This window comes from Kosakonia sp., assembly GCF_032052965.1.
Taxonomy (GTDB): domain Bacteria; phylum Pseudomonadota; class Gammaproteobacteria; order Enterobacterales; family Enterobacteriaceae; genus Kosakonia.
Genome location: NZ_DAMBVN010000010.1, coordinates 108999 through 135387 on the forward strand (window position 1 = coordinate 108999; position 26389 = coordinate 135387).

26 protein-coding genes and 1 pseudogene are annotated in these 26389 nt (G+C 55.1%); 6 read left to right on the plus strand and 21 right to left on the minus strand.

Annotation, left to right across the window (positions count from 1 at the left end; genetic code table 11):
* Positions 1 to 67 precede the first annotated feature (67 nt).
* Positions 68 to 910: a 3-mercaptopyruvate sulfurtransferase gene (gene sseA, locus RTX30_RS13830; RefSeq protein ID WP_312690683.1), complete on the plus strand. Its 843-nt coding sequence runs from the start codon at positions 68 to 70 to the stop codon at positions 908 to 910.
* The gene (locus tag RTX30_RS13835; protein WP_312690685.1) at positions 911 to 1684 is read left to right on the plus strand and encodes a MurR/RpiR family transcriptional regulator; all 774 of its coding nucleotides are present in this window, start codon (positions 911 to 913) and stop codon (positions 1682 to 1684) included.
* A gap of 36 nt (positions 1685 to 1720) precedes the next feature.
* Here RTX30_RS13835 and RTX30_RS13840 read toward each other — a convergent pair whose 3' ends face one another.
* The 12 genes from RTX30_RS13840 to trmJ form a co-directional block, all read right to left on the minus strand.
* Complete coding sequence (locus RTX30_RS13840; protein WP_312690687.1) at positions 1721 to 3709, minus strand: M48 family metallopeptidase; 1989 nt, start codon at positions 3707 to 3709, stop codon at positions 1721 to 1723.
* Between the two features lie 128 nt (positions 3710 to 3837).
* On the minus strand, positions 3838 to 4614 hold the full coding sequence (sseB, locus tag RTX30_RS13845; protein WP_312690689.1) for an enhanced serine sensitivity protein SseB: 777 nt from the start codon (positions 4612 to 4614) through the stop codon (positions 3838 to 3840).
* 43 nt (positions 4615 to 4657) lie between these two features.
* Complete coding sequence (pepB, locus tag RTX30_RS13850; protein ID WP_312690691.1) at positions 4658 to 5941, minus strand: aminopeptidase PepB; 1284 nt, start codon at positions 5939 to 5941, stop codon at positions 4658 to 4660.
* A gap of 111 nt (positions 5942 to 6052) precedes the next feature.
* On the minus strand, positions 6053 to 6253 hold the full coding sequence (gene iscX / locus RTX30_RS13855; RefSeq protein ID WP_007370809.1) for a Fe-S cluster assembly protein IscX: 201 nt from the start codon (positions 6251 to 6253) through the stop codon (positions 6053 to 6055).
* Position 6254: 1 nt separating this feature from the next.
* Positions 6255 to 6590 carry an ISC system 2Fe-2S type ferredoxin gene (gene fdx / locus RTX30_RS13860; protein ID WP_312690693.1) on the minus strand — a complete coding sequence of 112 codons (336 nt, stop codon included), beginning with the start codon at positions 6588 to 6590 and terminating at the stop codon, positions 6255 to 6257.
* Between the two features lies 1 nt (position 6591).
* On the minus strand, positions 6592 to 8442 hold the full coding sequence (hscA, locus tag RTX30_RS13865) for a Fe-S protein assembly chaperone HscA (protein ID WP_312690695.1): 1851 nt from the start codon (positions 8440 to 8442) through the stop codon (positions 6592 to 6594).
* 18 nt (positions 8443 to 8460) lie between these two features.
* The gene (gene hscB, locus RTX30_RS13870; protein ID WP_312690697.1) at positions 8461 to 8976 is read right to left on the minus strand and encodes a co-chaperone HscB; all 516 of its coding nucleotides are present in this window, start codon (positions 8974 to 8976) and stop codon (positions 8461 to 8463) included.
* A 73-nt stretch (positions 8977 to 9049) separates the two neighbouring features.
* The gene (gene iscA / locus RTX30_RS13875) at positions 9050 to 9373 is read right to left on the minus strand and encodes an iron-sulfur cluster assembly protein IscA (RefSeq protein WP_131406460.1); all 324 of its coding nucleotides are present in this window, start codon (positions 9371 to 9373) and stop codon (positions 9050 to 9052) included.
* Positions 9374 to 9390: 17 nt separating this feature from the next.
* Positions 9391 to 9777 carry a Fe-S cluster assembly scaffold IscU gene (iscU, locus tag RTX30_RS13880; RefSeq protein ID WP_312690701.1) on the minus strand — a complete coding sequence of 129 codons (387 nt, stop codon included), beginning with the start codon at positions 9775 to 9777 and terminating at the stop codon, positions 9391 to 9393.
* A gap of 29 nt (positions 9778 to 9806) precedes the next feature.
* Positions 9807 to 11021, minus strand: coding sequence for a cysteine desulfurase (gene iscS / locus RTX30_RS13885; RefSeq protein ID WP_312690703.1), 1215 nt, complete (start codon positions 11019 to 11021; stop codon positions 9807 to 9809).
* Positions 11022 to 11138: 117 nt separating this feature from the next.
* Positions 11139 to 11630 carry a Fe-S cluster assembly transcriptional regulator IscR gene (gene iscR, locus RTX30_RS13890; RefSeq protein ID WP_312690704.1) on the minus strand — a complete coding sequence of 164 codons (492 nt, stop codon included), beginning with the start codon at positions 11628 to 11630 and terminating at the stop codon, positions 11139 to 11141.
* A 217-nt stretch (positions 11631 to 11847) separates the two neighbouring features.
* Complete coding sequence (gene trmJ, locus RTX30_RS13895) at positions 11848 to 12576, minus strand: tRNA (cytosine(32)/uridine(32)-2'-O)-methyltransferase TrmJ (RefSeq protein ID WP_312690706.1); 729 nt, start codon at positions 12574 to 12576, stop codon at positions 11848 to 11850.
* Between the two features lie 117 nt (positions 12577 to 12693).
* Between trmJ and suhB the strand changes: the two genes are divergently transcribed.
* Positions 12694 to 13497, plus strand: coding sequence for an inositol-1-monophosphatase (suhB, locus tag RTX30_RS13900; protein ID WP_263099779.1), 804 nt, complete (start codon positions 12694 to 12696; stop codon positions 13495 to 13497).
* Positions 13498 to 13553: 56 nt separating this feature from the next.
* On the opposite strand, the gene RTX30_RS13905 is transcribed toward suhB, so the two are convergent.
* Positions 13554 to 14534, minus strand: coding sequence for a nickel/cobalt transporter (locus tag RTX30_RS13905; protein ID WP_312690712.1), 981 nt, complete (start codon positions 14532 to 14534; stop codon positions 13554 to 13556).
* A complete protein-coding gene (locus tag RTX30_RS13910; RefSeq protein ID WP_312690714.1) occupies positions 14525 to 15163 on the minus strand; it encodes a DUF1007 family protein in 639 nt (212 codons plus the stop codon). The genes RTX30_RS13905 and RTX30_RS13910 overlap by 10 nt, the downstream gene beginning before the upstream one ends.
* A 124-nt stretch (positions 15164 to 15287) precedes the next feature.
* Between RTX30_RS13910 and csiE the strand changes: the two genes are divergently transcribed.
* Positions 15288 to 16565 (plus strand): stationary phase inducible protein CsiE, encoded by a 1278-nt coding sequence (gene csiE, locus RTX30_RS13915; protein ID WP_312690716.1) that lies wholly within the window; start codon positions 15288 to 15290, stop codon positions 16563 to 16565.
* On the opposite strand, the gene RTX30_RS13920 is transcribed toward csiE, so the two are convergent.
* Complete coding sequence (locus tag RTX30_RS13920; protein WP_312690718.1) at positions 16562 to 17713, minus strand: 3-phenylpropionate MFS transporter; 1152 nt, start codon at positions 17711 to 17713, stop codon at positions 16562 to 16564. The genes csiE and RTX30_RS13920 overlap by 4 nt on opposite strands.
* 82 nt (positions 17714 to 17795) lie before the next feature.
* The gene (gene rcnR, locus RTX30_RS13925) at positions 17796 to 18068 is read right to left on the minus strand and encodes a Ni(II)/Co(II)-binding transcriptional repressor RcnR (RefSeq protein WP_312690720.1); all 273 of its coding nucleotides are present in this window, start codon (positions 18066 to 18068) and stop codon (positions 17796 to 17798) included.
* Positions 18069 to 18210: 142 nt separating this feature from the next.
* Here rcnR and RTX30_RS13930 point away from each other — a divergent pair, with 142 nt between their 5' ends.
* Complete coding sequence (locus RTX30_RS13930; protein ID WP_312690722.1) at positions 18211 to 19089, plus strand: nickel/cobalt efflux protein RcnA; 879 nt, start codon at positions 18211 to 18213, stop codon at positions 19087 to 19089.
* A 49-nt stretch (positions 19090 to 19138) separates the two neighbouring features.
* Here RTX30_RS13930 and glyA read toward each other — a convergent pair whose 3' ends face one another.
* Entirely contained in the window at positions 19139 to 20392 is a 1254-nt protein-coding gene (glyA, locus tag RTX30_RS13935; protein ID WP_043952673.1) for a serine hydroxymethyltransferase, read from the minus strand.
* A gap of 312 nt (positions 20393 to 20704) precedes the next feature.
* Between glyA and hmpA the strand changes: the two are divergent.
* Positions 20705 to 21898, plus strand: a pseudogene (hmpA, locus tag RTX30_RS13940) (NO-inducible flavohemoprotein); the annotation flags it as partial.
* Positions 21899 to 21935: 37 nt separating this feature from the next.
* Here hmpA and glnB read toward each other — a convergent pair.
* The 4 genes from glnB to qseE form a co-directional block, all read right to left on the minus strand.
* The gene (glnB, locus tag RTX30_RS13945) at positions 21936 to 22274 is read right to left on the minus strand and encodes a nitrogen regulatory protein P-II (RefSeq protein ID WP_002438074.1); all 339 of its coding nucleotides are present in this window, start codon (positions 22272 to 22274) and stop codon (positions 21936 to 21938) included.
* Positions 22275 to 22348: 74 nt separating this feature from the next.
* Positions 22349 to 23686 carry a two-component system response regulator GlrR gene (gene glrR / locus RTX30_RS13950; protein WP_312690727.1) on the minus strand — a complete coding sequence of 446 codons (1338 nt, stop codon included), beginning with the start codon at positions 23684 to 23686 and terminating at the stop codon, positions 22349 to 22351.
* The gene (gene qseG / locus RTX30_RS13955) at positions 23683 to 24417 is read right to left on the minus strand and encodes a two-component system QseEF-associated lipoprotein QseG (protein WP_312690728.1); all 735 of its coding nucleotides are present in this window, start codon (positions 24415 to 24417) and stop codon (positions 23683 to 23685) included. Before qseG ends, glrR begins: the two co-directional genes overlap by 4 nt.
* Positions 24418 to 25851: a two component system sensor histidine kinase QseE/GlrK gene (gene qseE, locus RTX30_RS13960; RefSeq protein ID WP_312690785.1), complete on the minus strand. Its 1434-nt coding sequence runs from the start codon at positions 25849 to 25851 to the stop codon at positions 24418 to 24420.
* Between the last annotated feature and the right edge of the window lie 538 nt (positions 25852 to 26389).

Sequence of the window (26389 nt, forward strand, 5' to 3'; positions counted from 1 at the left end):
AGGCTGCTTGTCGGGTCATGAAAAAACGTTAACAATTCAGGTTACTGTTGATGACACGGAGGCAACTATGTCTACCTCGTTTTTTGTCGCGGCCGACTGGCTGATAGAGCACAGCGATGATCCTGAAATCCAACTGATTGACGCCAGAATGGCACCGGCGGGCCAGGAGCATCGCGACCTTAAAGCGGAATACCGCGCCGGGCACCTTCCCGGTGCGGTCTTTTTTGATATTGAAGCCCTCTCCGATCACGCCACATCTGTGCCGCATATGTTGATCCGCCCGGAAGCCTTCGCCGTAGCCATGCGCGAACTGGGCGTTAGCCAGGATAAGCATTTGGTAATCTACGATGAAGGTGATCTGTTCTCTGCCCCGCGCGCATGGTGGATGCTGCGTCATTACGGGGTGGAAAACGTCTCGATCCTCGCAGGCGGCCTTGCAGGCTGGCAGCGCGATGGCCTGCCGCTGCAACAAGGCGATGTCACACTGCCGGAATCTGACTTCAACGCCCGCTTTGATCCGTCAGTGGTGAAAAAACTGACCGATGTGCTGCTGGCGAGCCATGAAGGTACCGCGCAGATTGTCGATGCCCGCCCCGCCCCCCGGTTTAATGCCGAAGCTGATGAGCCGCGTCCGGGACTCAAACGTGGCCATATTCCTGGCGCGCTGAATGTGCCCTGGGGCGATTTGGTAACAGAAGGCGAGCTGAAGACCACCGACGAGTTGGTGGCCATTTTTCGTCGCCAGGGTGTAGATTTGCATAAGCCCATTATCGCCAGTTGTGGCTCCGGCGTGACCGCGGCAGTGGTGATTCTGGCGCTGACGACGTTGGGTGCGCCGAATGTGACCCTGTATGACGGCTCCTGGAGTGAATGGGGCGCCCGTGATGATTTACCGATCGAACCGGCCTAAATGGACAACCGACTTGCGCCACTGCTCACGCGCGGGGAGTCACTGACCCGCGCCGAGTACCGTGTGCTTGCCCATCTGACGGAGCATCCGCTTCTGGTCGGTAACATAACGATCCGCGAACTGGCGCAGGCCACATTTGTCTCTACCGCCACCATTATCCGCCTGTGCCAGAAGCTGGGCTTTAGCGGTTACAGCGAGTTTATCTGGTACGGAAAACAACTGCTGGCGGATACCCCCAGGATCGCTGAACAGCAGCCTGAAGGTACCGCCGAACTGCCTGCATTATTTGCCCAGTTTATGGCCAATTATCAGCAAACTTTTCGCTGGGTGACGGCAGAGAAACGCCGCCAGTTCGCCAGGCTGCTGCGCGAGCGCGAAAGTTTTTTTCTGTATGGCGCCGGCTTCTCGTATCTGTTTGCCGAGTACCTGACCAAAAAATTGCAGGTACTGGGTAAGACTGCGTTTATTTCCGGGCCTGGCGACAGTCGTAACATTTTCCTCAGTAACGCCGCTCGCTACCAGGTGTTTATCGCCGTTTCGCGCAGTGGTGAAACCGAACAGGTGCTGGATAAAGCGCGCATTGCCCGGACGGTCGGCATGACGGTGGTCGCCTTTACCCGTGCGTCGGCGAACACGCTGGCGGAAATGGCGGATATCCATTTTGCGTTGTTCGACGAGGCGGTGCATTTTGCCGCCGAAGCGGCAGGCATAACCTCATTCGAATCCAATCTCGTGCTGCTGATGGATCTGCTGTTGCTGGAAGCGACGCAGTAAATACGGCGGCTTCGCCGTATTCGCCCTGCATCGCTGTTATATCTCGTTGAGTCTTTTCCGCGCCCAGGCGGCAGTGATAGCGTCACGGATGCGGGTATGCAACTCGCCGAGGGTCATTTTTTCACCCTCCTCACCCTGAGTGAAACCGCCGGGGAAGGTGATGATCACTTTGCGCGTTGAGGCGTCAAAAATAAAATTTCGCAACAGCTTCCCGACAATACATTTTGGAGGCTGATAGCCCTGTTGCCAGTACAACTCAAGACAAGGCTGCCCACGATATTTGCCCGTATCTGTCGCTTCAATCTTTTCCAGCGGTAGCGGCGCGCTGAGTTGATAGCTTTCGATGGCCTGAGGATGCAATACCAGCAGTGGCTGCCGCACCCGGGTATACATTCCCCAACTGCTCAGTGCACAGATCAGCGCCATTATTACCAGACCGCCCACCACGATCCCAAACTGCAGGAAAGTCACCCCCCACACGCTATTGAGGATCAACAACCCACCAGCCGCGAGGCCGATTACCGCCGTTAAAGCGATATTGCCCCACAAGATGCTCTTTTTCAGCAACACCTCTACGGTGTCGCCAGCCTGGGCGACCAGCTCCTGTAACTGCTCAACGTAAGCATGATGATTGGCACGAAGAGCGTTCTGCACCTGGGCAGTGAGCGTCCGGCATAGCGCCGGTAAGTCGGCAAACAGGCGATGTAGCCTGGCATAATCCGCCTCGCTCACCTGCCGCGAAGCCCTCGCCATCAACGCGTCATCCAGCGGCACTTGCACCTGTTCCAGGCGTTCACGCGTGGTCGGATGCGTGTCTGTGGGGTGTGACAATCTGCACCCCAGCGCTACAGCAACGTCCAGCCGGCCTTGCTCGTGTAGCACTGCAAAAAGCGTATCCACCAGGTTTGTTGTAACCAATTGACGGTCAAAAAAGCGCTGCACGGGCTCTTTCAAGACCATTTCCAGCGTGGTGTAACGCAACAGCGAGGAGGCCAGCGCCTGCGGTGAACTGGCCCGCGCTCCTGCGCTATCCGCCGCCAGCTCACGCATACGGCTCCAGCGACTGACCGTTTCATCAAAGCGGCGGTAAAACCACAAACCGATATGTAACGAGGGATAAAGCGCGATGCGCTCAAGCCAGCCGCAGAATTTGAGGTTCTGATAAAAGTGACTCAGGCTGCGCTTCATGCCGGAATAGATCCCGGCAAAATGTAGCGTGTAGGCCGTATCCTGCCCCGCAAAATGCCCCAATTCATGCCCTATCACCGCGGCCGTTTCGTCTTTATCCAGAAAGGCGGCAAGCGTAAGGGGAAAATAGAGAGTGTTGCCCGTCAGGCGTAGGCCCGTCTCCAGCCGCAGCGGCAATGCGGTGACATAAAACCCCTGAAACAAACCCACCACGATATTATCCGGCACTTTTGCCTGTCCGCGCTGCGCCAGCTCCCGGACCCAATGCCACAGCCCTGGTGCCTCATCCTCAGTCACCGAACCGCCATATACTCTCCGCTCTTGCGATTGCATGCGCACGTAACATCTTTTCAGCAAAAAAAGCGTGCTCAACACCATAAAGATAAGCCAGCCGGTCACCACGATAAGCATGCCAAACAGCTTAATATTCAGCGTGGGGGTATCTTTAAGCGTCAGTAGCCACAGCAGTTCGTACAACATAATTGTGACGAGAGCGAAACCAATAGCCGTCATCAACGTGGCCATCAGCAGCGGCAACATTTTCCGGCAGCGTGTAAATGCCCGGACTAAGTGCTCTGTTGAGATACGGGCTTGTTGGGTGCTATAAAAACTTAAGGCTACCGTACCTGCGCTGGCGAGCACAGCAATCAAGGAGAGGATAACGGAGACGCCGGCAAGATAGAGCCGCGAAAACGGGGTCAGTACGCTGTGCTGCGTGGTGCCCCACTCAATGATCACCCAGGCATCGCTACTGCTGAGGCGTGAACACTGCCAGCAGGACCAGAGCAGTAACAACAGCGGAATACCAAAACAGTAGAGCAGGCTTTTTTTATCCATAAAAATTAACCGTGGCGCAATGAGCATAAACCGGGCACTTCCGGCCCATTCCGTGCGGCATGGGCCGGAAGTACATCAAATTCAGGCATTGAAAATTCTACAGGCGGTGCAAAAGCACCGCCCGGTCATCAGATGATGCGGTTGTTTTTAAAATCGCGCAGGAAGCTGCCCCAACGGCGCTCATAGAAGGGGGTAATATGCGCCAGCATAAAGTGGCTGATCCCTTTCTCGCCTTCTGCCACCTGGCAAATATCAATCGGTTCATCACCCGGCAGCGTATCGGTTGCTACACTGCCCGCCGCGTGAATAATCTCTTCAATATCGCCTTCGGCTTCAATACCGATCAACAGGTTGGCCTGCTCATCCGCTTTTTCTTTAATAGAGCAGAGAAAAGCCCGCTTCACTGTTTTGATGCTTTTGAACAGCGTGGTCAGCGAATCGACCATTTGCGCCGGAGGTTCTGCCACTTCGGAAAGCAGTAATGCACTGCCGCCTTCCAGAACTTCCTGTTGGCTGAGAGGACTGCCCTCTTCCCCGACCAGATGACTGATTTCGCGCGGAGTAAACTCTTTCCCGGTTGGCAGCTTAGCGTTGAGAAACAGGGTTTCTCCCAGCGTCATTTCAAACAGGGTGCGAGCAGGCATGACCACGAAGGCCTGTTCATCTTCAACGGCCTGTTGCAGGGCCTCCAGCGAGGTAAAAAACGGGATCACCGAGGTACCGTCATCTTTTTCCCAGTGCTGCAGATCCAGCGCGCTGTCTTCAACAATGGCCTCACCTTCCGCCGCGTTTCCCGGTACCCAAACGGTGGAAACCAACAGCGTGCGGAAAAACGCCGGACGATAAGCAGGCTCGGTAGCCGCTTGCGCCAGCAGGGTTTCTAATTCGTTTTTCGTGTCTGACATAGGAGTTCCAAACATTCCTCTCCCCGCGAGGAGAGGAAAAAGATTACCGGGTTAACAAATTTGCGAGTGTACGCACGCCCAACCCTGTCGCACCTGCTGCCCATTGTTCAACCGCCGCTTTACGGTAGGTTGCGGAGCAGTCGATATGCAACCAGCCCTGCTGGTAGTTTTCAACAAAGTGAGAGAGGAAACCGGCTGCGGTACTGGCTCCCGCCGGGAACGCCGCGCTGGCGGTATTGTTCAGTTCCGCGAAGTTTGACGGTAACTGGTGACGATGGAATTCAGCCAGAGGCAGACGCCAGAACGGTTCGTTTTCGTCTGCCGCGCTGCTGAGCAAGCGACCCGCCAGCGCGTCATCAAAGCTGAACAGCGCGTGGTAATCATTACCCAGCGCAGTTTTTGCCGCGCCGGTCAGTGTGGCGGCGTCGATAATCAGCTCCGGTTTCTGCGCGGAAGCGTCGATCAAACCATCCGCCAGCACCAGCCGCCCTTCGGCATCGGTATTCATGATTTCGACGGTTTTGCCGTTGCGGTAGTGAATAATATCGCCCAGTTTGAAGGCGTTGCCGCTAATCAGGTTGTCGGCGCAGCACAGCCACAGTTTGACGCGTTTATTCAGGCCGCGGTTAATGGCAAATGCCAGCGCACCCGTCACCAGCGCTGCACCGCCCATATCGGATTTCATCGAATCCATAAACGCGCTTTGCTTGATGCTGTAGCCACCGGAATCAAAGGTAATACCTTTACCAACCAGCGCAGCGTAAACCGGCGCGTCCGGGTTGCCTGTTGGGTTATAGTCCAGCGCCAGCAACACGGGCGGGCGCTCGGAGCCGCGCCCTACGGTGTGCAAACCAAGATAGTTCTGCTCACGCAGATCTTCACCTTTGGTGATGCGGTAAGAAACGTGGTCGCCACCGACACTGTGCAGCAAATCCACGGCGCGCTGCGCCAGTTGCTCCGGCCCCAGATCCTCTGCCGGAGCGTTGATGGTGTCGCGCACCCAGTCGATCACTTTCAGGCGGCTGTCCAGCTCTTGCTGTTCGCTCTCACTCAGCGACGCCCATTCAACTTTACGCGTACCTTTCGGCCCTTTGTAACCGGCCCAGAACGCCCAGCTGCGATCGGCATCCCAGCCTTCGCCGCTCAGCGCGACATGTTTAATACCCATGCCGTCGATTTTGCGCGCCGCGCGCTGAATAAGCCCGAGATCGTCTTTCCCGGTCAGGTGCAACGCAATGCCGTCTCCATTGATGCTGTACGCGGCTTTTTCACCCCAGCGCGCATCGGCAGGTTGTGTGGTTAACGTAATTTTCATGGCTTCTGTCATTGTATTTATCCTTATTAGCAGTAGCCGGACGGCAGTGTTAACGTATCCGGCCTACGTTTATAGCCTGACGTATTCGTGAAAACGGGCCACCCGAAGGCAGCCCGCTGATGATTACGATGCTTCGTCTAACCAGACTAGCAGAATCGCTTCGAGAATTTTTTCATTCGATGCATTCGGATCATCATCGAACTCTTCCAGTTCGCAAATCCACTGGTGCATATCGGTAAAACGCACGGTTTTCGGGTCCACATCCGGGCGGCTGTCATACAGCGCCTCGCCGATTTCACGGCTGTCTGTCCATTTCAGGCCCATATCAATGCTCCCGCGCATGGTTAATGGTGTAACGCGGGATCTCAACCACTAAATCCTCGTCGGTCACACGCGCCTGGCACCCTAAGCGGCTCTCCGGTTCCAGACCCCAGGCTTTATCCAGCATGTCGTCTTCGTCTTCCGTGCTTTCCGGCAGTGAGTCAAAACCTTCACGCACGACACAGTGGCAGGTGGTGCAGGCACAGGATTTCTCGCAGGCATGTTCAATCCCAATGCCGCCGCGCAGGGCAACATCAAGAATGGTTTCACCGCTCTTCGCTTCCAGAACTGCGCCATCCGGACAGAGGTCCTGATGAGGCAGAAAAACAATTTTAGGCATATTAAACCTCGTCGACGGAATGGCCTTTCAGCGCGGAACGCACGGATTGATCCATGCGGCGTGCGGCGAATTCCTGGGTTTGTTTATCTACATTTTTAATGGCTTGTTCTATCGCGTCGGTATCATTGCCTTCGGCGACCACGCGCAACTGCGCAACCGCCTCGTCGATAACCTCACGCTCTGCGGCGCTTAACAGCGCGGCGTCCGCGGCGAGCGCACCGGCAAGACTTTCCAGTACGCGCGCGGCTTCCACTTTCTGTTCCGCCAGCATACGTGCTTTCACGTCCTGCTCGGCAAAACTCATGGAGTCTTTGATCATGTCGGCAATTTCGCCATCGGTAAGACCGTAAGAGGGTTTCACCTGAATGGAGGCTTCCACGCCGGTGGATTTTTCCATCGCCGTCACGCTCAGCAAACCGTCTGCATCGACCTGGAAGGTCACGCGAATATGCGCCCCGCCCGCGGGCAGCGCCGGGATGCCGCGCAGCGCAAACCGTGCCAGTGAGCGGCAATCCTGCACCAGTTCCCGTTCACCCTGCATCACATGGATAGACATGGCAGTTTGACCATCTTTGAAGGTGGTGAACTCCTGCGCGCGCGCCACCGGAATAGTGGTATTACGCGGGATCACTTTCTCCACCAGGCCGCCCATCGTTTCCAGACCGAGTGAAAGCGGGATCACATCCAACAGCAGCATTTCGCTGTCCGGCTTGTTGCCTACCAGAATGTCCGCCTGAATGGCGGCGCCAATGGCCACGACTTTGTCCGGATCGATAGAGGTCAGCGGCGTGCGGCCAAAGAACTCGCCGACGCGTTCACGCACCAGCGGCACGCGAGTCGAACCGCCAACCATCACCACTTCCAGCACCTCGTTCGCCTCAACGCCTGCATCTTTCAGCGCGCGACGACAAGAGAGCAGCGTGCGTTTTACCAGGGTTGAAATCAGATCTTCAAACTGCGCGCGCGTGACGTCTCCCTGCCAGCCCGCTACCTGAATACTGACGCTGTCGGCGTCACTGAGGGCAATTTTAGCGGCAATGGCCGCATCCAGCAGTTCACGCTGCTGGCGCACATCGCTGCGATCGCTCAGCCCCGCCAGCTCACGGATATAGTCCGCCAGCAGATGGTCAAAATCATCACCACCCAGCGCGGAGTCACCGCCCGTGGCCAGCACTTCAAAGACGCCGCGGCTCAAACGCAGAATAGAAATATCAAAGGTGCCGCCGCCGAGATCGTAAACGGCGATCACCCCTTCTTTGCCCGAATCCAGGCCATAAGCAATTGCCGCAGCGGTCGGCTCGTTAAGCAGGCGCAGAACATGCAATCCCGCCAGACGAGCTGCATCTTTCGTGCCCTGACGCTGCGCATCATCGAAATAAGCCGGAACGGTGATCACCACGCCGTCAAGCTCGCCCGACAGCGTTTCTTGCGCGCGGGCTGCAAGCGCTTTGAGAATATCTGAAGAGACACGGATTGGGTTAACCACACCCGCGGCGGTGACGATCATCGGCAAGCCATTTTCACTGGCCTGGAACTGCCACGGCAGGTGCGGATAACGCGCCTGAATATCGGCAAGGCTGCGGCCCATCAGGCGTTTGACGGAACTGATCGTATTAACCGGATCCAGCGCGGCGTTACGGCGCGCCTCATAGCCCACCGACTGGCTTTCCGCCTGGTAGTGCACCACTGAAGGGAGTAAATGGCGACCTTCGCTATCGGCCAGCGTCTCCGCCTGGCCGCTGCGCACGGTAGCAACCAGCGAATTGGTGGTGCCAAGGTCGATGCCCGCCGCCAGGCGACGCTGGTGCGGTGCGGCGCTCAGGCCGGGCTCACTGATTTGTAATAAGGCCATTTTGTGCTTCCAAAAAAATTAAAAACCGAGCAGTTTTTCTTCGAGTTGTTCTGTTGCGCTGCGCAGTTTATCGAGAAAACGCAGTTTACGCACGGTATCCGCCGCCACGTCCCACGTTTGGGTATCCAACTGTTCGACCATCAACTCGTGACGCGCGTCGTACATTTCTTTTACGCGCTTCTGGAATGCCTCCAGACGTGCCGCATCTTCGGCGCGCTCAATTTCATCCAGCTCTTCACGCAGTTCCAGCTGTTCCATCAAAAAGGCGGTATCGCGTACCGTATGCTGTTCCGACGCCAGGTCAAACCCGTGCAGCGATAGCAGGTATTCGGCGCGAGCCAGCGGATTGCGCAGCGTTTGCCACGCCTGGTTGATGGTAGCGGATTGCTGCACAGCAGCCAGTTGCTCAGCCTGCGAACGGCTGGCAAAGCGGTCGGGATGATACTGTCGCTGCAAGTCCTGAAAACGGCTTGTCAGCGCCTGGGTGTCGAGCGGATATTGGGCCGGCAACCCAAAAAGGGTGAAGTAATCCATAACAATTCCGGGTGTGCAATCGAAACAGACCCCACGCGCAGGCAGCTGCGGTGGGGTCAGTAGAGGGTGGCGATTAAACGTTGAAGCTTTCGCCGCAACCGCACTCATCTTTTACGTTCGGGTTGGTAAATTTAAACCCTTCGTTCAGGCCTTCTTTAACAAAGTCCAGTTGAGTACCGTCGAGGAACTGCAGGCTTTTGCCGTCAACCACGACCTTCACGCCTTTGTCTTCAAACACCGTATCTTCTTCATTCGGTGCATCAACAAACTCCAGCACATAGGCCATACCAGAACAACCAGAGGTTCTGACCCCCAGGCGCAGACCAAACCCTTTACCACGGTTGGTCAGGAAGGTATTGACTCGCGCGGCAGCACTGTCGCTCAGGCTAATGGACATGACAACAACCTCCTGCCTTATTTCGCTTCTTGTTTGCTTTTGTAATCCGCAATCGCGGCTTTAATCGCATCTTCCGCCAGGATAGAGCAGTGAATTTTCACCGGCGGCAGTTCCAGCTCTTCAGCAATATCGGTATTTTTGATTGCCTGCGCTTCATCCAGGGATTTGCCTTTCACCCATTCAGTTACCAGCGAACTGGAGGCGATAGCAGAACCGCAACCGTAGGTTTTAAAGCGCGCGTCTTCGATAATGCCTTTCTCGTTCACTTTGATCTGCAGCTTCATCACGTCGCCGCACGCCGGTGCGCCAACCATGCCGCTACCTACGCTGTCGTCGCCGTTATCGAAAGAGCCAACGTTGCGTGGATTTTCGTAATGATCGATTACTTTTTCGCTATAAGCCATTTTAAATTCTCCTGTTTCCGCAACCGTAATTAATGATGAGCCCATTCGATGGTGGTCAGGTCCACGCCCTGTTTGAACATTTCCCACAGCGGAGAGAGTTCGCGCAGACGGCCAATGGATTTACGCACCAGTTCGATGGTGTAGTCGATCTCTTCTTCTGTGGTGAAACGCCCCAGCGAGAAACGGATCGAGCTATGTGCCAGCTCGTCATTCATACCCAGTGCGCGCAGCACATAGGACGGTTCAAGGCTTGCAGAGGTACAGGCAGAACCGGAAGAAACAGCCAGATCTTTCAGCGCCATGATCAGCGACTCGCCTTCAACGTAGTTAAAGCTGACGTTGAGAATGTTCGGCGCGCCGTGCTCGAGGTCACCGTTCAGGTAAACTTCTTCGATATCGTTGATGCCATGCCACAGACGGCTACGCAGACCGCGCAGGCGTTCCATCTCGGTGGTCATCTCTTCTTTGGCGATACGATAGGCTTCGCCCATGCCAACGATCTGGTGAACCGGCAGGGTACCGGAACGCATGCCGCGCTCGTGTCCACCACCGTGGATCTGCGCTTCGATACGCACACGCGGTTTACGCTGTACGTACAGTGCGCCAATGCCTTTCGGACCATAGATTTTATGACCGGAGAAAGACATCAGATCGACTTTCAGCTGGCTCAGATCGATAGGCAGTTTACCCACGCTCTGGGTAGCATCAACATGGTAGATAATGCCGCGGGCACGGCACATTTCGCCGATTGCCGCGATATCCTGCACCACGCCGATTTCGTTATTCACGTGCATGATGGAAACGAGGATGGTGTCTTCACGCATCGCCGCTTCCAGCGCGTTGAGGTCAATAATGCCGTTGCTTTGTGGCGCGAGGTAAGTCACTTCAAAACCTTCACGCTCCAGCTGGCGACAAGTGTCCAGCACAGCTTTATGTTCAGTTTTGCTGGTGATGATGTGCTTGCCTTTTTTCTGATAAAAGTTGGCAGCACCTTTAATCGCCAGGTTGTCGGATTCGGTTGCACCGGAGGTGAAGACAATTTCACGCGGGTCAGCGCCAACCAGCTCAGCAATCTGATTACGCGCGATATCTACCGCTTCTTCAGCTTGCCAGCCAAAACGGTGTGAACGGGAAGCAGGGTTACCAAAGGTCCCGTCCAGGGTAAGAAACTGCATCATTTTCTCGGCAACACGCGGGTCCACCGGCGTGGTTGCGGAGTAGTCGAGATAGATCGGTAATTTCATTGCTCTTTTAAACTCCGTACATCGCTCTAATGCAAGGAATCAGGCAACCGGCTGGATGTACGACCGTGTTAACAGGGCACAACCGTGCCCTGGCCCGATTCTGAATTCTGTTTTTTATTATGCGCGCAGTTTAACGTCGATAGCGTCTTGTACGCGGGTCGTGCGATGGGATTCGTGAGTATGCTGGCGATCGGACACGTCAAGGATTTCCTGGTTATTGACCAGTTCACCCAGCGTAATGTTATTTAAAAAGTCGGTCAGACGGTCGCTCAGATCACGCCACAGCGCATGGGTCAGGCACTTATCGCCACCCTGGCAGCCGCTTTTACCCTGACAACGGGTAGCGTCTACCGATTCGTCAACAGCACTGATCACTTCACCTACGGCGATAGTGCTTGCGTCTTTACCCAGCAGATAACCGCCGCCCGGGCCGCGCACGCTGGCCACCAGACCATTTTTACGCAGACGGGAGAACAACTGCTCCAGGTAGGAGAGAGAAATTCCCTGACGCTCGGAAATATCGGCCAATGGCACCGGGCCCGATTCGGAGTTGAGTGCAACGTCCAGCATTGCAGTCACGGCATAACGCCCTTTAGATGTCAGTCTCATGTCTTACTAGCCTCGAACTCGCCCCTGCCCGGGGATTATTATTAAAATGTTAAGGTTGCATAGCAGACGCAAGTCTGACATTCCCGACTAAATTGGTCAACTATTTAGTTGACTGTTTTAGTCAGGTATTTGCCTTTTCGTGCTTTGTCATTTTATGCCCGCGGGCGCTGACTTACCCAGCCTGGCAGGCCAGGTAACGCCCCGCCGCGCGTCAGCACTACGGCTTTTGATTCTGCTCAATTGACGCCAGAATGCCGCGCAGGATATTCAGTTCCTGGCTTTCTGGACGGGCGCGGGTAAACAGCCGGCGCAACTTGTTCATCACCTGGCCGGGGTGGCTTTCACGGATGAAACCGGTGGCCAGCAGCGTTTGCTCGAGATGCCCATAAAAACGCTCCAGATCGTCCACCAGCGGGTAAGGCGTCTCTTCTGGTTGTGACGGCGTAGCGCTTTCCTGCGCGGCAAGCCAGGCCATCCGCACTTCATAAGCGATCACCTGCACGGCCATAGCCAGGTTAAGCGAGCTGTATTCCGGGTTTGCTGCAATCGCGACATGATAGTGGCACTTCTGCAATTCATCATTGGTCAGGCCAACGCGTTCGCGGCCAAACACCAGCGCAACCGGCGCGTGCGTGGCTTCCGCCACACTTTTCAGGCCGCATTCGCGCGGATCGAGCATCGGCCACGGCAGCGTACGTGAACGCGCGCTGGTGCCAACCACAAGGCTACAACCGGCCAGCGCTTCGTCCAGTGTATCAACGATTTGGGCATTGCCAATGACGTCACTGGCACCGGCAGCCAGCGCGATAGCCTGTGAATCCGGTTTGACCAGAGGATTGACCAGCCACAGGTTGGTTAATCCCATTGTTTTCATAGCGCGGGCGACAGAGCCCATGTTGCCAGTGTGAGAGGTTTCCACCAGCACGATTCGAATATTTTGCAGCATAGATTTTCTACGGCTAAAGATAATTGGCGCATATTAGCATAAAGCGAAGACATATTCCGAATTCGCTGCTATCATACGCGCCGTTTTCCGTTCTTTAACATCCAGTGAGAGAGACCGATGCATCCGATGCTGAACATCGCCGTGCGTGCTGCGCGCAAGGCGGGTAATTTAATTGCCAAAAACTACGAAACCCCTGACACCGTAGAAACCAGCCAGAAAGGCAGCAATGATTTCGTGACTAACGTTGATAAAGCTGCAGAAGCAGTGATTATTGACACCATCCGCAAATCTTACCCGCAACACACCATCATCACCGAAGAGAGTGGTGAGCACGAAGGCGCTGACCAGGATGTACAATGGGTTATCGATCCCCTGGATGGCACCACCAACTTTATCAAACGTCTGCCGCACTTCGCGGTCTCTATCGCTGTGCGCATTAAAGGCCGTACTGAAGTGGCTGTGGTTTACGATCCTATGCGTAACGAGCTGTTCACCGCGACCCGTGGCCAGGGCGCGCAGCTGAATGGCTACCGCCTGCGCGGCAGCACCGCTCGCGATCTGGATGGCACCATCCTGGCGACCGGTTTCCCGTTCAAAGCCAAACAACACGCCACCACATATATGAACATTGTCGGTAAACTGTTTACCGAATGCGCTGACTTCCGCCGCACCGGTTCTGCCGCGCTGGATCTCGCCTATGTGGCTGCTGGCCGTGTTGATGGTTTCTTTGAAATTGCTCTCAAACCGTGGGACTTTGCGGCTGGCGAACTGCTGGTTCGTGAAGCAGGCGGTCTGGTGTGTGATTTCACCGGCGGTCACAACTACATGATGACGGGCAACATTGTTGCCGGTAACCCACGCGTTGTGAAATCCATGCTGGCGAATATGCGCGACGAACTGAGCGACGCGCTGAAACGCTAAGATATGGCAGGCCCGATGGCATGTCGCTTATCGGGCTTGTTCACCTACTGGCAGCGTTAAAAGGGTCGTAATCCGCCGCCCGGTGGTAATGCACTGACCCACATCACCATCGCTGCGCTAATCAGCGCCACGCCCCCCGCCAACGCCAGCGTCGTCCAGCCTACCTGCCGCCACAGCACAGGTGCCCGATCACCGCTCAGTTTTACCGCCAGTTGACGGAAACCATGAACCAGCAGCGCCAGCGAACTGATGGTCAGCGAGGTGCCCGCCGCCATCGCCAGCGCAGACAACACACCCCAGCTAAACATCCCGATCACCTTACTGAACAACAGCACCATTATCGCCCCGGAACAGGGTCGCATTCCCATTGACAGGACAATCACACACCGCGCACGCCAGTCTTCGCTGTTGTGCAATTGCGAAGTGTCAGGCAAATGGTGATGCCCGCAGCTACAGCCGTCATGGTGTACATGCTGAGGGGTAAAAGCGCGAAATGTCGGTTTCCTTAGCAGCATGCGCAGTTTTTTAAGCGCACGGAAACACAGTAACAGCCCCAGCGTGCCTACCAGCAGATAACTGCCCTTTTCCAGCCAGTAACCACTGAGATGCAGTTGCCGCGCCGGCAACGCCAGAACACTCAGCACCACGACCACCAGCGCAATCGCCACTACGCCTTGCAATAAAGATGAAGCCAGCGTGAGCGCAATGCCGGCTCGCAGTTTTGAGGGGTGGGTGGCAAGCCAGGTCGTGATCACCACTTTGCCGTGCCCTGGACCTAAAGCGTGCAGCACGCCATATAAAAAGCTGAACAGCAGCAGTGTTCCTCCCGCTTTGCCGGGGTTTTCCGCAACACGCTGAAGTAGCGTGCTCATTTGCATATTCATGTCACGCTGCCAGACCACGCTTTTCATCATCACGTGTGGCCACGCGTGCCACAGCCAGAAGGCACCGCTGAGGGCACAGAGCGCAAACAGCGCCAGCGGCCACCATGGCACCCAACGCCGTTTACCTGCCCGATTTAGCGAGATCACTGACATAACAGCGTCACCGTCTGGGCGAATTGTTTACCGAGTTCCATATCTTCCTCTGGTGCATCTTCTTTATCCAGCGACTGGGCGTAGTTCAGAACCTCTTCCCCCGGTTTTGGCGTGTGAACACTTACCGCACACGGCGTTTGCAGCCCATTGGGCAGGGTCACATCACCGTCATGGTCATAGCTCATATCAACATAGTAAGTCGGGTCAAACGTCGCAAACGTGAATTTCTGGCCGCGCACAGGCTGCGGCTCTGCCAGCGGCAAAATAAAGGTCAGCACCGCCTTGTGCCCTTGTCGCGCCAGACCATATTCCGTGGGGCGATTCAGAAACTTCACTTTTTGTCCGTTATGCCAGACTTCAGTGAAGTAGTGTTGCCCTAACACGTTAGCCATCACTTCTGCCGCCAGTTTTTTCCAAATCTCTTCACCTGGTTGCGCATTGCCCGCATCATAAAGCAGGTCTGCGGAGGTGATCTCGTCCATCGTCCAGTGCATTTTCAAGCCGGTAAAGTTTCCGTTATCGACTAACACCTGCGTTTTCATGCGAATAAAACTGTGCGGATGCGCGGCCACAGTAAAAGATAAAAGCGCGAGAAAGAGACCCCAGGCGCATTGTTTAACTGCTTGCATGTATTCCCCACGTGAAAAATTCTGTGATGTTCCCCGGCATTCCTGAAGGAAAGCGCTGCGGCTGCGCTGTCACTGAGCATAGCTTTAACTACGCTTATCTAAAACCCTAACTGGAATCTGACAGATGACAATTGTAATGGCCCCGCCATCTGCGCTCTCCAGTCCGCAGCGACGCTGCCAGGTACTGCTGATGCTCGCGCTCCCCGGGCAAAATGTCACAATGGAACATATCATCACCATTAACGGTGTGGATGACGCTGTGGCACGCCAGGATCTTGTCGAGATGGAGAATGAGATCCGCCGTTACCACCGGCTTTCGATTGTGCCGCACCACAATGGCAGCTACCGGATTGAAGGCGCAACGCTCGATCAACGCTTATGCCTGCTGCACTGGCTCCGGCGGGCACTGCGGCTGTGCCCGCAATTTATCACGCAACACTTCACCCCGGCGCTAAAAACCGCGCTTAAGCAACAAGGCATTGCCCGGACGTTGTATGACGATACCAACCTGCGCGCCCTGATTAACCTGTGCGCCCGCCGCCTGCAACGCTCTTTTGAATGCCGGGATATGCAATTTTTGCGTCTCTATTTACAGTATTGCCTGTTGCAAAACCACCACGGCCACACACCGGAATTCAACCCGGAACAGCAGAGCTGGGCGCAGTTACGCGCCGAGTATGCTGTCGCGCAGGACATTGTGCGCCACTGGCAACGGCGGGTCATTGCCCATCCTCAGGCCAATGAGCACCTGTTTTTGTCTCTGCTGTTTATGCTGGTGCGTATCCCCGATCCATTGCGTGACACGCATCATCAGGATCGGCGCTTACAAAAGGCGATTCGCCGGATGATAGCGCGCTTTCGGGCGCTGGCGGGCTTACGCTTTAGCGATGAGCAGGGGCTGACGGCCCAGCTCTATATCCACCTGGCCCAGGCGCTGGACCGCAGCCTGTTTGGCATTGGCATTGATAACAGCCTGCCTGAGGAGATCAACCAACTCTACCCGCGCCTGATGCGCACCACCCGCGATGCGCTGGAGGAGCTGGAAGAGGAGTATAATTTACGGTTCAGCGATGAAGAGGCCGGGCTGGTGGCGGTAATTTTTGGTGCATGGCTAATGCAGGAAAGTGATCTGCATGAAAAACAGGTGATGCTTATCACTGGCGACGACAGTGCGCGGGAACGGCAGATTGAACAGCAGCTGCGCGAGTTAACGCTGCTGCCGCTCAACATTAAATACCTGTCGCTGGCGGAGTTTCGCCAGCAGGGCGCGCCGCGCGACGTAACATTAATCATCACGCCTTATACCACGCCGCTACCGCTCTTTTCGCCACCGCTGATCCACACCGATGGCCCGTTAAGCGCGCAACAGCAGCAGCATATTCGCGACATGCTGGAGTGTTAACTCTCCTCTGGCTGCTGTGCGGTCACTTTCGGACGCAGGAAGACCGCCGGGATCGCCAGCAGCGCCATGATCCCAAATAGCCCCTGGTGCAGATGTTCGAACAGGAAACCGGCAAACATGGTCATTAACGCGATGCTCCCCCCCATTGCCACCGCAGAGTAGACTGCCTGCAAACGGATCACTTCGCTGCCTTTGCGCGCCGAGATATAACGCATGCCCGCGAGATGGCAGACAGTAAAGGTGCCGCAGTGCAGAATTTGCGCAACAATCAGCCATGGCAGGTCGGTCGTCCAGCCCATCAGGCTCCAGCGCACCAGCCCCGACGCGGCAGAAAGCAGCAGCAGATCCCGTGCGCTGAAGCGGCGGAAGAGACGGTTGCTCAGGGTAAAGATAACCACCTCCGCCACCACGCCTAACGACCAGAGATAACCTACTGTAGAGGCTGAATAACCGGCGGATTGCCAGTAAATGGCGCTAAAACCGTAATAGGCAGCATGTGCGCCCTGTAACAACGATACGCAGGCAAGGAAACGCCAGTTCTGCATGATCAGCGAACGCCACGCGGCCCAGCCAGCACCTTCCTGTTGGCGGGTTTCGCCCTGCGGCAAAATAGAGGGACGCAGCAGCATGCCCAGCAGCATGGAAGCCGCTCCAAGGGTCAGCATCGCAAGGATCGCCCGGTAATCATATAAACTGACCAGTTTACCGGTCAGTGCCGAACCGATCACAAACGCAATCGATCCCCATACCCGCACCCGGCCATAATCCATGGTGAACTGTTTTTGCCAGGTGCCCGCCAGCGCATCGGTCAGCGGAACCAACGGCGAGAAGAAAAGGTTAAAACCGACAATCACCACTGTCAGCCAGGCAATGTGACTTCCGGCGTAGAACGCCAGCGCAAATAACAGACTCGCCAGCGCCAGCAAACGTAACGCGGTGATAAGACGGGAAGGATCGCTGACACGCGGGGCAATCAACAAGCTACCGAGAAAACGCGCCACCAGGCCTGCGCCCAGCAACATACCGATGATTTCCGGGGTTAATCCCACGCCTTTAAGCCAGACGCTCCAGAAAGGTAAGAAAATGCCGTAACTGAAAAAGTAGGTGAAATAAGCGAGCGCCAGCCAGCGCGTGGACTGCAGAACCATGATTTCCTCCTGAATGGTGGCGATAGTCTGGCGGCAAATGAGCAGGCTGGCAAGTAACAATCAGATAACAAGGAACGACACGCTAGCGGATATAAGAATCCAGCACGCTTAAGACCACATCCAGGTCTGATTCGCGTTTGATCTCATCGCTTTGATGAACAATATGCTCCGTCAAATGACCTTTGATCACTTCACGCATTAGGCCATTGACGGCACCGCGGATAGCAGCAATTTGTTGTAAAACTTGTGCGCATTCATGGGGTTCATCGAGCATTTTTTTCAGTGCGGCTACCTGCCCTTCGATTTTGCTCGCCCGCGCTTTCAGTTTTCGTTTATCCCGAATGGTGTGCGACATACAGCCCTCAACTCAACAGTGCGAAACGGGCGACAGCATACCATGCATCAACTGGGGGGGAGTTTATTTCTACTGGGGGGTAGTATTTTTTACTGGGGGGGAGTAAATTCCAGACCACAAAATGTTACCAAGAATTATTCTCATGAATGACTTCACCCTCCTTCTTCAGCAAGGGAATGCCTGGTTTTTTATTCCCAGTGCAATACTGCTTGGCGCGCTGCATGGCCTGGAACCTGGGCATTCGAAAACGATGATGGCGGCATTTATCATCGCCATAAAAGGCACTATCAAACAGGCCATCATGCTGGGACTGGCAGCAACCGTTTCTCATACCGCTGTGGTGTGGCTTATCGCCCTCGGCGGGATGTTTATTAGCCAGAAATTTACTGCGCAATCGGTGGAGCCCTGGCTGCAAATGGTTTCTGCGTTAGTCATTCTGAGCACGGCTGGCTGGATGTTCTGGCGCACCTGGCAAGGAGAAAGCGCCTGGCGTAACGGGCATCACCACCATGATCATGACCACGATGCTCATCATCATGAGCATGCATCTTCCCACAACAGATTGATATTTCAGCCTCAACCCCTGGCGGTACGCGCGCAGCCGACGATCCGCACCCTACGCCTGCAAACTAAGGAAGAGGAGTATCAGGATGCGCACGAACGGGCGCACGCCCGGGATATTGAACGGCGCTTTCGCGGCGGTACGGTAACGAATGGTCAGATCCTGCTGTTCGGCCTGACTGGCGGGCTGATCCCCTGCCCGGCAGCAATCACTATCCTGTTGATCTGTATCCAGCTTAAAGCCCTGACGCTGGGCGCCACGCTGGTGATCTGTTTCAGCATTGGCCTGGCATTAACGTTGGTCGCCGTCGGCGTGGGTGCTGCCGTCAGCGTCCGGCAGGCAGCAAAGCGCTGGTCCGGTTTTAATACGCTGGCCCGTAAAGCCCCCTACTTTTCCAGTGCGCTGATTGCTCTGGTGGGGATCTATATGGGTATTCACGGCTACGTCGGGCTGCAATGAGGCATAAAAAAAGCCCCATAAAGGGGCTTTTTCTTTATATTACAAAATATTATGCGTAAACCGGGAAGCGGGCGCAGATATCCAGCACTTTCTGTTTGGTGCGTTCAATCACCGCTTCGTCGTTAATGCTGTCCAGCACGTCACACATCCAGCCAGCCAGTTCTTTCACTTCAGCTTCTTTAAAACCACGACGGGTCACAGCCGGGCTACCGATACGGATACCGGAAGTGACGAACGGGCTTTTCGGATCGTTCGGGACACTGTTTTTATTAACAGTAATGTTAGCGCGGCCCAGCGCGGCATCCGCTTCTTTACCGGTCAGGTTCTTGTCCACCAGATCCAGCAGGAACAGGTGGTTATCGGTACCGCCGGAAACCACTTTATAGCCACGGCTCAGGAACACTTCCACCATCGCTTTGGCGTTTTTCGCAACCTGCTGCTGGTAGGTTTTGAACTCAGGTTCCATCGCTTCTTTCAGCGCCACCGCTTTACCCGCGATAACGTGCATCAGAGGGCCGCCCTGGCCGCCAGGGAACACGGCTGAATTCAGTTTCTTATACAGCTCTTCGCTACCGCCTTTCGCCAGAATCAAGCCCCCGCGCGGGCCTGCCAGCGTTTTGTGCGTTGTGGTGGTCACAACGTGAGCATGCGGAACCGGGTTCGGGTAAACGCCCGCCGCCACCAGACCGGCAACATGCGCCATATCTACGAACAGATACGCGCCGATGCTGTCAGCGATTTCACGCATTTTTGCCCAGTCAACCACACCAGAGTACGCCGAGAAGCCACCGATAATCATTTTCGGTTTATGCTTCTGCGCCTGCTCGTTCAGATCGTTGTAATCGATATGACCCGTTTCATCGATACCGTAAGGAACGATGTTGTACAGCTTGCCGGAGAAGTTCACCGGGGAGCCGTGAGTCAGGTGGCCGCCGTGCGCCAGGTTCATGCCAAGCACGGTATCGCCCGGCTCCAGAAGAGAAGTGTAAACAGCGAAGTTGGCCTGTGAGCCGGAGTGCGGCTGAACGTTGGCGTAATCCGCGCCGAACAGCTCTTTCGCACGGTCGATAGCCAGTTGTTCAACGATGTCGACATATTCACAGCCGCCATAATAGCGTTTGCCCGGATAGCCTTCGGCATATTTGTTCGTCAGCTGAGAACCCTGAGCCTGCATTACACGCGGGCTGGTGTAGTTTTCGGAGGCGATCAGTTCAATGTGTTCTTCCTGACGTACTTTTTCCTGCTCCATAGCCTGCCACAGTTCGGCATCATAATCGGCAATGTTCATTTCACGCTTTAACATCCGCATCTCCTGACTCAGCTAACAAAACAACTCTAAACGAGGGCCCAATTTGGGGAACGGCTCACAGTATAACTGATTAATATTCTGATAACAGGTCTTGACAAAGCTTTTTACGCAAACGATTGGCTTCAAGCCAGGCAAGGGTTTGAGCGATAACACACATCCCCGGGAAAGCGGATTTCTTTTCAGGTTTGTGATGCAACATATTCACTTTCTAAATCCCTTTACATTGTCGGCTCTTTACAAGGCGATGGGGCGCGCTATAAGATGCATTTAAAATACAACTTTAAATAATCATCGTTAAAGGAAGTCACCATGCTCGACGCTCAAACCATCGCTACGGTTAAATCCACCCTCCCCCTGCTGGCGGCCACCGGCCCCAAACTTACCGCCCATTTTTACGACCGGATGTTCAGCCACAACCCGGAACTGAAAGAGATTTTCAACATGAGCAACCAGCGCAATGGCGATCAGCGTGAAGCGCTGTTTAACGCTATTGCCGCCTACGCCAGCAATATCGACAACCTCGCGGCCTTGCTGCCAGCGGTGGAAAAGATCGCGCAGAAGCACACCAGTTTCCAAATCCAGCCTGAACAGTACAACATTGTCGGCACGCACCTGTTGGCAACGCTGGATGAGATGTTCAGCCCCGGCCAGGAGGTACTGGATGCCTGGGGTAAAGCGTATGGCGTGCTGGCGGGCGTCTTTATCAACCGTGAAGCGCAGATCTACAGCGAACATGCGGAAAAAGAAGGCGGCTGGAAAGGTACCCGCGCATTCCGCCTGCTGGCGAAAGTCCCGCAAAGCGCGGCGATCACCAGTTTTGAATTTGCTCCGTTGGACGACAAACCTGTTGCGGCCTATCAGCCGGGGCAGTATCTCGGTGTCTGGCTGAAACCAGCAGGTTTTGCTCACCAGGAGATCCGCCAGTACTCGCTGACTCGCCAGCCAAACGGCAAGAGTTACCGCATTGCCGTGAAGCGCGAAGAAGGTGGTCAGGTATCCAACTGGTTACACAACGAAGCGAAGCCTGGCGATATTATTCACCTGGCGGCGCCAGCCGGGGATTTCTTTATGGCGGTCAGCCGCGAAACGCCAGTAACGTTGATTTCAGCAGGAGTGGGGCAAACCCCGATGCTGGCCATGCTCGACCACCTGGCTCATTCAGACCATGTTGCGCAGGTTAATTGGTTCCACGCAGCCGACAACGGCCAGTTGCATGCATTCGCTGATGAAGTCAGCAAACAGGGGTCATCGCTGGCGCGCTTCTATCAGCATGTCTGGTACCGTCAGCCGGATGAGGCAGATCGCAGCGCCGGGCGCTTCAATAGCGAAGGATTGATGGATTTAACGCCGCTGGAAGCTAAGTTTAGCGACCCGGAAATGCAATTTTATCTCTGCGGACCGGTAGGTTTTATGCAGTTCGCCGCCCAACAACTGGTGGCGCTGGGTGTTGCGAAAGCGAATATCCACTACGAATGTTTCGGGCCGCATAAGGTGTTGTAAGAGGGGAACCCTCACCCTGCGGGGTGAGGGTGAAACATCAGATTGCCGCGTCGTCTTCTTCGCCAGTACGGATACGGACTACACGCGCCACGTCAAAGACGAAAATTTTGCCGTCGCCAATTTTACCGGTCTGAGCCGTGCGGATAATGGTATCAACGCAGGTATCGACGATATCGTCAGTCACCACGATTTCAATTTTCACTTTTGGCAGAAAGTCCACCATGTATTCCGCACCGCGGTAGAGTTCTGTGTGGCCTTTCTGGCGACCAAAACCCTTCACCTCAGTCACTGTCATGCCGGTGATGCCGACTTCAGCCAGGGCTTCACGCACATCATCCAGTTTGAAAGGTTTAATAATCGCATCAATCTTTTTCATGGTCGGTCCTTAAACGCTCTTGTCAGTCAGCGGCATCGTAATCGGTTGCTCACAGTATCATAATCACTACGCCATTACTCTTTAAAGTCGTTGGCGTCCAGTTCATGCCGCGAGAGTAATTTGTAAAATTCAGTACGGTTACGCCCGGCCATGCGAGCGGCGTGCGTCACATTGCCTTTGGTGATCTGCAAAAGCTTACGCAGGTAGTTAAGTTCAAACTGGTTACGCGCTTCAACAAAAGTCGGCAGCGCCGTATTTTCGCCTTCCAGCGCTTGTTCAACCAGCGCATCGCTGATCACCGGCGACGAGGTCAGCGCCACGCATTGCTCAATGACGTTGACCAACTGGCGCACATTACCTGGCCAGCTGGCGGTCATCAGCCGCTTCATTGCATCGGTGGAAAAAGCGCGCACAAAGGGTTTATGACGGGCTGCAGACTGCCGCAACAGATGAGTGGCCAGCAGCGGAATATCTTCTGCCCGCTCCGCCAGTGCCGGAAGTTTGAGGTTTACCACGTTAAGGCGATAGAACAGATCTTCGCGAAACTCGCCGCGCTCCATCGCTTTCGGTAAATCGCGGTGTGTTGCCGAGATAATCCGCACATTAATATCGATATCGCGGTTACTGCCAAGCGGGCGAACCTTACGCTCCTGTAACACGCGCAGCAGCTTGACCTGTAACGGGATCGGCATGTCGCCAATCTCATCAAGAAATAACGTGCCGCCTTCCGCCGCCTGGAACAGCCCTTCGCGGCTGCTTACCGCGCCGGTAAACGCGCCGCGCGCATGGCCAAACAGTTCTGATTCCAGCAATTGTTCCGGTAATGCACCGCAGTTAATGGCAATAAAAGTGCTTTTACTGCGCGGACTGGCATTATGGATCGCCTGCGCGAGGATCTCTTTGCCGGTGCCGCTTTGCCCGTTAATCAGCACGCTGACATCCGACTGGGCCACCATCCGGGCCTGCTCCAGCAAACGCAACATCAGCGGGCTGCGGGTAACAATGCTTTCTCGCCATTGATCATCCGAGGCCGGGCCACGATGTTCCAGCGCTTCATCAATGGCTTTGTAGAGCGCATCTTTATCAACAGGCTTGGTCAGGAAACTAAACACGCCCTGTTGCGTAGCCGCTACCGCATCCGGGATGGATCCATGCGCCGTCAGAATGATGACCGGCATTCCCGGTTGCACGCGCTGGATTTCAGCAAACAACTGCATGCCGTCCATTTCATCCATTCGCAGGTCGCTGATCACCAGATCCACTTTCTCGCGCGCGAGAATACGCAACCCTTCCTGCCCACTTTCTGCCGTGACGATACTGTAACCCTCGCTGGTGAGGCGCAGCCCCAGCAATTTCAGCAGGCCAGGATCATCGTCCACCAGCAGCAAATGGGCGGGTTTGCGGTTTGTCATGGTTTCACTTCCTCCTGATCCCCATCGCTTTTAGAGGGGCGGACGCTATCCGGCATATCGCCTGTGGCAGGTTTACGCGTGGAGAGCCGCCGTTCAATATCGGTCAGCGTTTCCAGCTTACGTGTCGTGGTATCGAGTTGTTCGCGCAGGTATTGCTGCTGCTGACGCAAGCTATCCAGCTCGCCGTCAGTAGACTGTTGCAATTTGCTATAGCGGCTGCGCTCCTCCGCTAACTGGAGTTGCAGCATTTCGCCATCGCGCCAGAGCTGAAACAGCGGGCGAACCTGCGCAGGAATTGACGGGCTGAGCGCATCCAGCCGTACGCTGTAATCGCGACGCTCCAGCGGCGAGATTTTCGCGCTGGACAGCAAAACCCCACGGCGGAAGGTGGACGGCCAGGTGTCGTCTGCCCAGGCACGTGCTTCCGCCCGCGCTGCGGCTGGCGCTAAACGCTGAGCGCAGTCCATGGCACGCAGCCAGTAAAGGGGGTTGGTGTCAACATGCGGGCCTGACAGAAGCCAGATATCATCACAATCGGTGGACAAAAAATCCGCCAGTTGCTGTTCCGGGAGGCGTTCTTCCTGGCCATTATGAATGGCGCTTTGCGGCTTTTGCGCCACGCACCCCGCCAGCAGCAGGCAGGGAAATAGACGCAGCCATATCGGAGGCTGTGAAACCGCGTTAATCACGCGAGAAAAAAGATGCGACATACTTACCAGGTCCAGGTTCATTTAAGCTATTTTTTCCGGCACGTTGAGCGGTAACGCAATGCGGAAACAGACGTCGGCTTTGCTGTCGCTCACCAGGTGCAATTCGCCCTGCATGCGGCGAATACAATCTCTGGCAATGCTAAGCCCTAACCCACTGCCTTTTACCGCTCCTTTTCGTTGATGGCTGCCCTGAAAAAAGGGCTCAAAGATCATATCGCGCTCTGCCTCAGGGATCGGGGTACCGGTATTTGCCACCTCAATAAAGAGCCGCGCGCCGGCAGTATAGCTGTGCAGATAAATGTTACCGGATTCAGCACCATAGTGCACCGCGTTGGAATAAAGATTATCCAGCACGCTCATCAGTAACATGGGTTCAGCCTGGCAGGTCGCCACGTCCAGCGCCACCTCGGTGTGCATCATTTTTGCCCGCGCCGGCAAACTGTGGGCGGAGACAACCATCTCCACCAGCGGCGCAATCTCCACCTCTTCAAGCTTCACTGCCCCATCCGCCAGCTTGCGGTTATAGTCCAGCAATTGCTCAATTAATTTTTGCAGATTGCGGCTGCTGGCATCCAGGATCTCGACAACTTCTTTCTGCTCCGCCGTCAACGGCCCGACCACTTCATCGGCAAGCAGTTCCGTACCTTCACGCATGCTGGCGAGGGGCGTTTTGAGCTCATGGGAGAGATGACGCAAGAATTGATGCCGTTGCGACTCCAGCCAGGCCAGCCTTTCGCTCAACCAGATGATCCGTTCACCGACATAGCGCAACTCGCGGGGGCCTTTAAACACCACGGTATTCCCCAGCGAGCGCCCTTCCCCCAGCCGGTTGATCATGCGTTCAATGCCCTTTACCGGGCCGATGATCATACGGGTGAACAGTAAAACCAGCCCCAGACTGACTAAAAACAGCACCAATGCCTGCCAGCCAAAAAACTGGCCACGCTCAGCGATTTCCAGTTGCAGTTGCTGCCCGCGAGAGAAGACCACGGCGCGGGTCGATTGCACCATTTCAGTATTCGCCGCCGCAAACGCTTCCAGCCTTTCCGACGCGGCCGCGGAGGGACCGCTGTTTTTACACTGCAACTGTGCCAGATCGCTAAGATCCTGGCGCAACGCTTCATAGAGTTTGTTATCCGGCAGTACGCCGGCATGCGCATCGAGCATTTCGCTGTAGCGTTTGCGCTGGTTCTGATAAACCCCGGCCAGCGTGGCATCATCCAGCACACAGTACTGGCGATAGCTGCGTTCCATTTCCAGCGCTGCGTTGGTCATAGCTTCACTGCGGCGGGCATCAATAAGTGTGGTGCGGTTGGTCTGTAAGGCCTGTGCGCTAAGCGCGTTCAGGCTTTGCCACGCCTGCCAGGCGAGCACCAGCAACGGTAACAAAATCAGTAAGAACGCCATCATCACCAACTGGCGTAGCGAGCGGGGAAAAACAAACCAACGTTTCAAGGCCATACTCTCGCAAGAAAAGGTACAGGGATGCTAGCTGAGTAATGTGCCGGGGGAAAGCCAGAAACAACAAAGCCGGGCATAAGCCCGGCTCTGTTATAAAATTAGGCGGTGCCTAACTCGACGTTTCGCCCGAAGCCTGATAAAGCAGCGCTATTATCAGCAGGTGGACGGCAGGCACCTTTAAGTGCGTCATTCGAAGTTTATGTAGCACGTCCCGAAGGGGCTGACATAAGAAGGTGAATGAGCCACTGCTTATTATTATGCACGTATTATGCCAACTCGCAAACAAATAATTTAAACCAATGATTAATAATGATTTTATATTTATGATTATAAACATCCAAATGTGTATCTTTTCAGCACAGTGTCTCTGTTTAACAACATCCACCCACTCCAAATAATAAGATGTTTATAATCAATACATTAAATGTCGCCTTTTGGAGACATATTGAAACGGTCATTGTCGGGAAAACCCGACACTCTGCGATAGACATAAAAAAGCCTCCTTCCCATACAGGAAGGAGGCTCATTATTA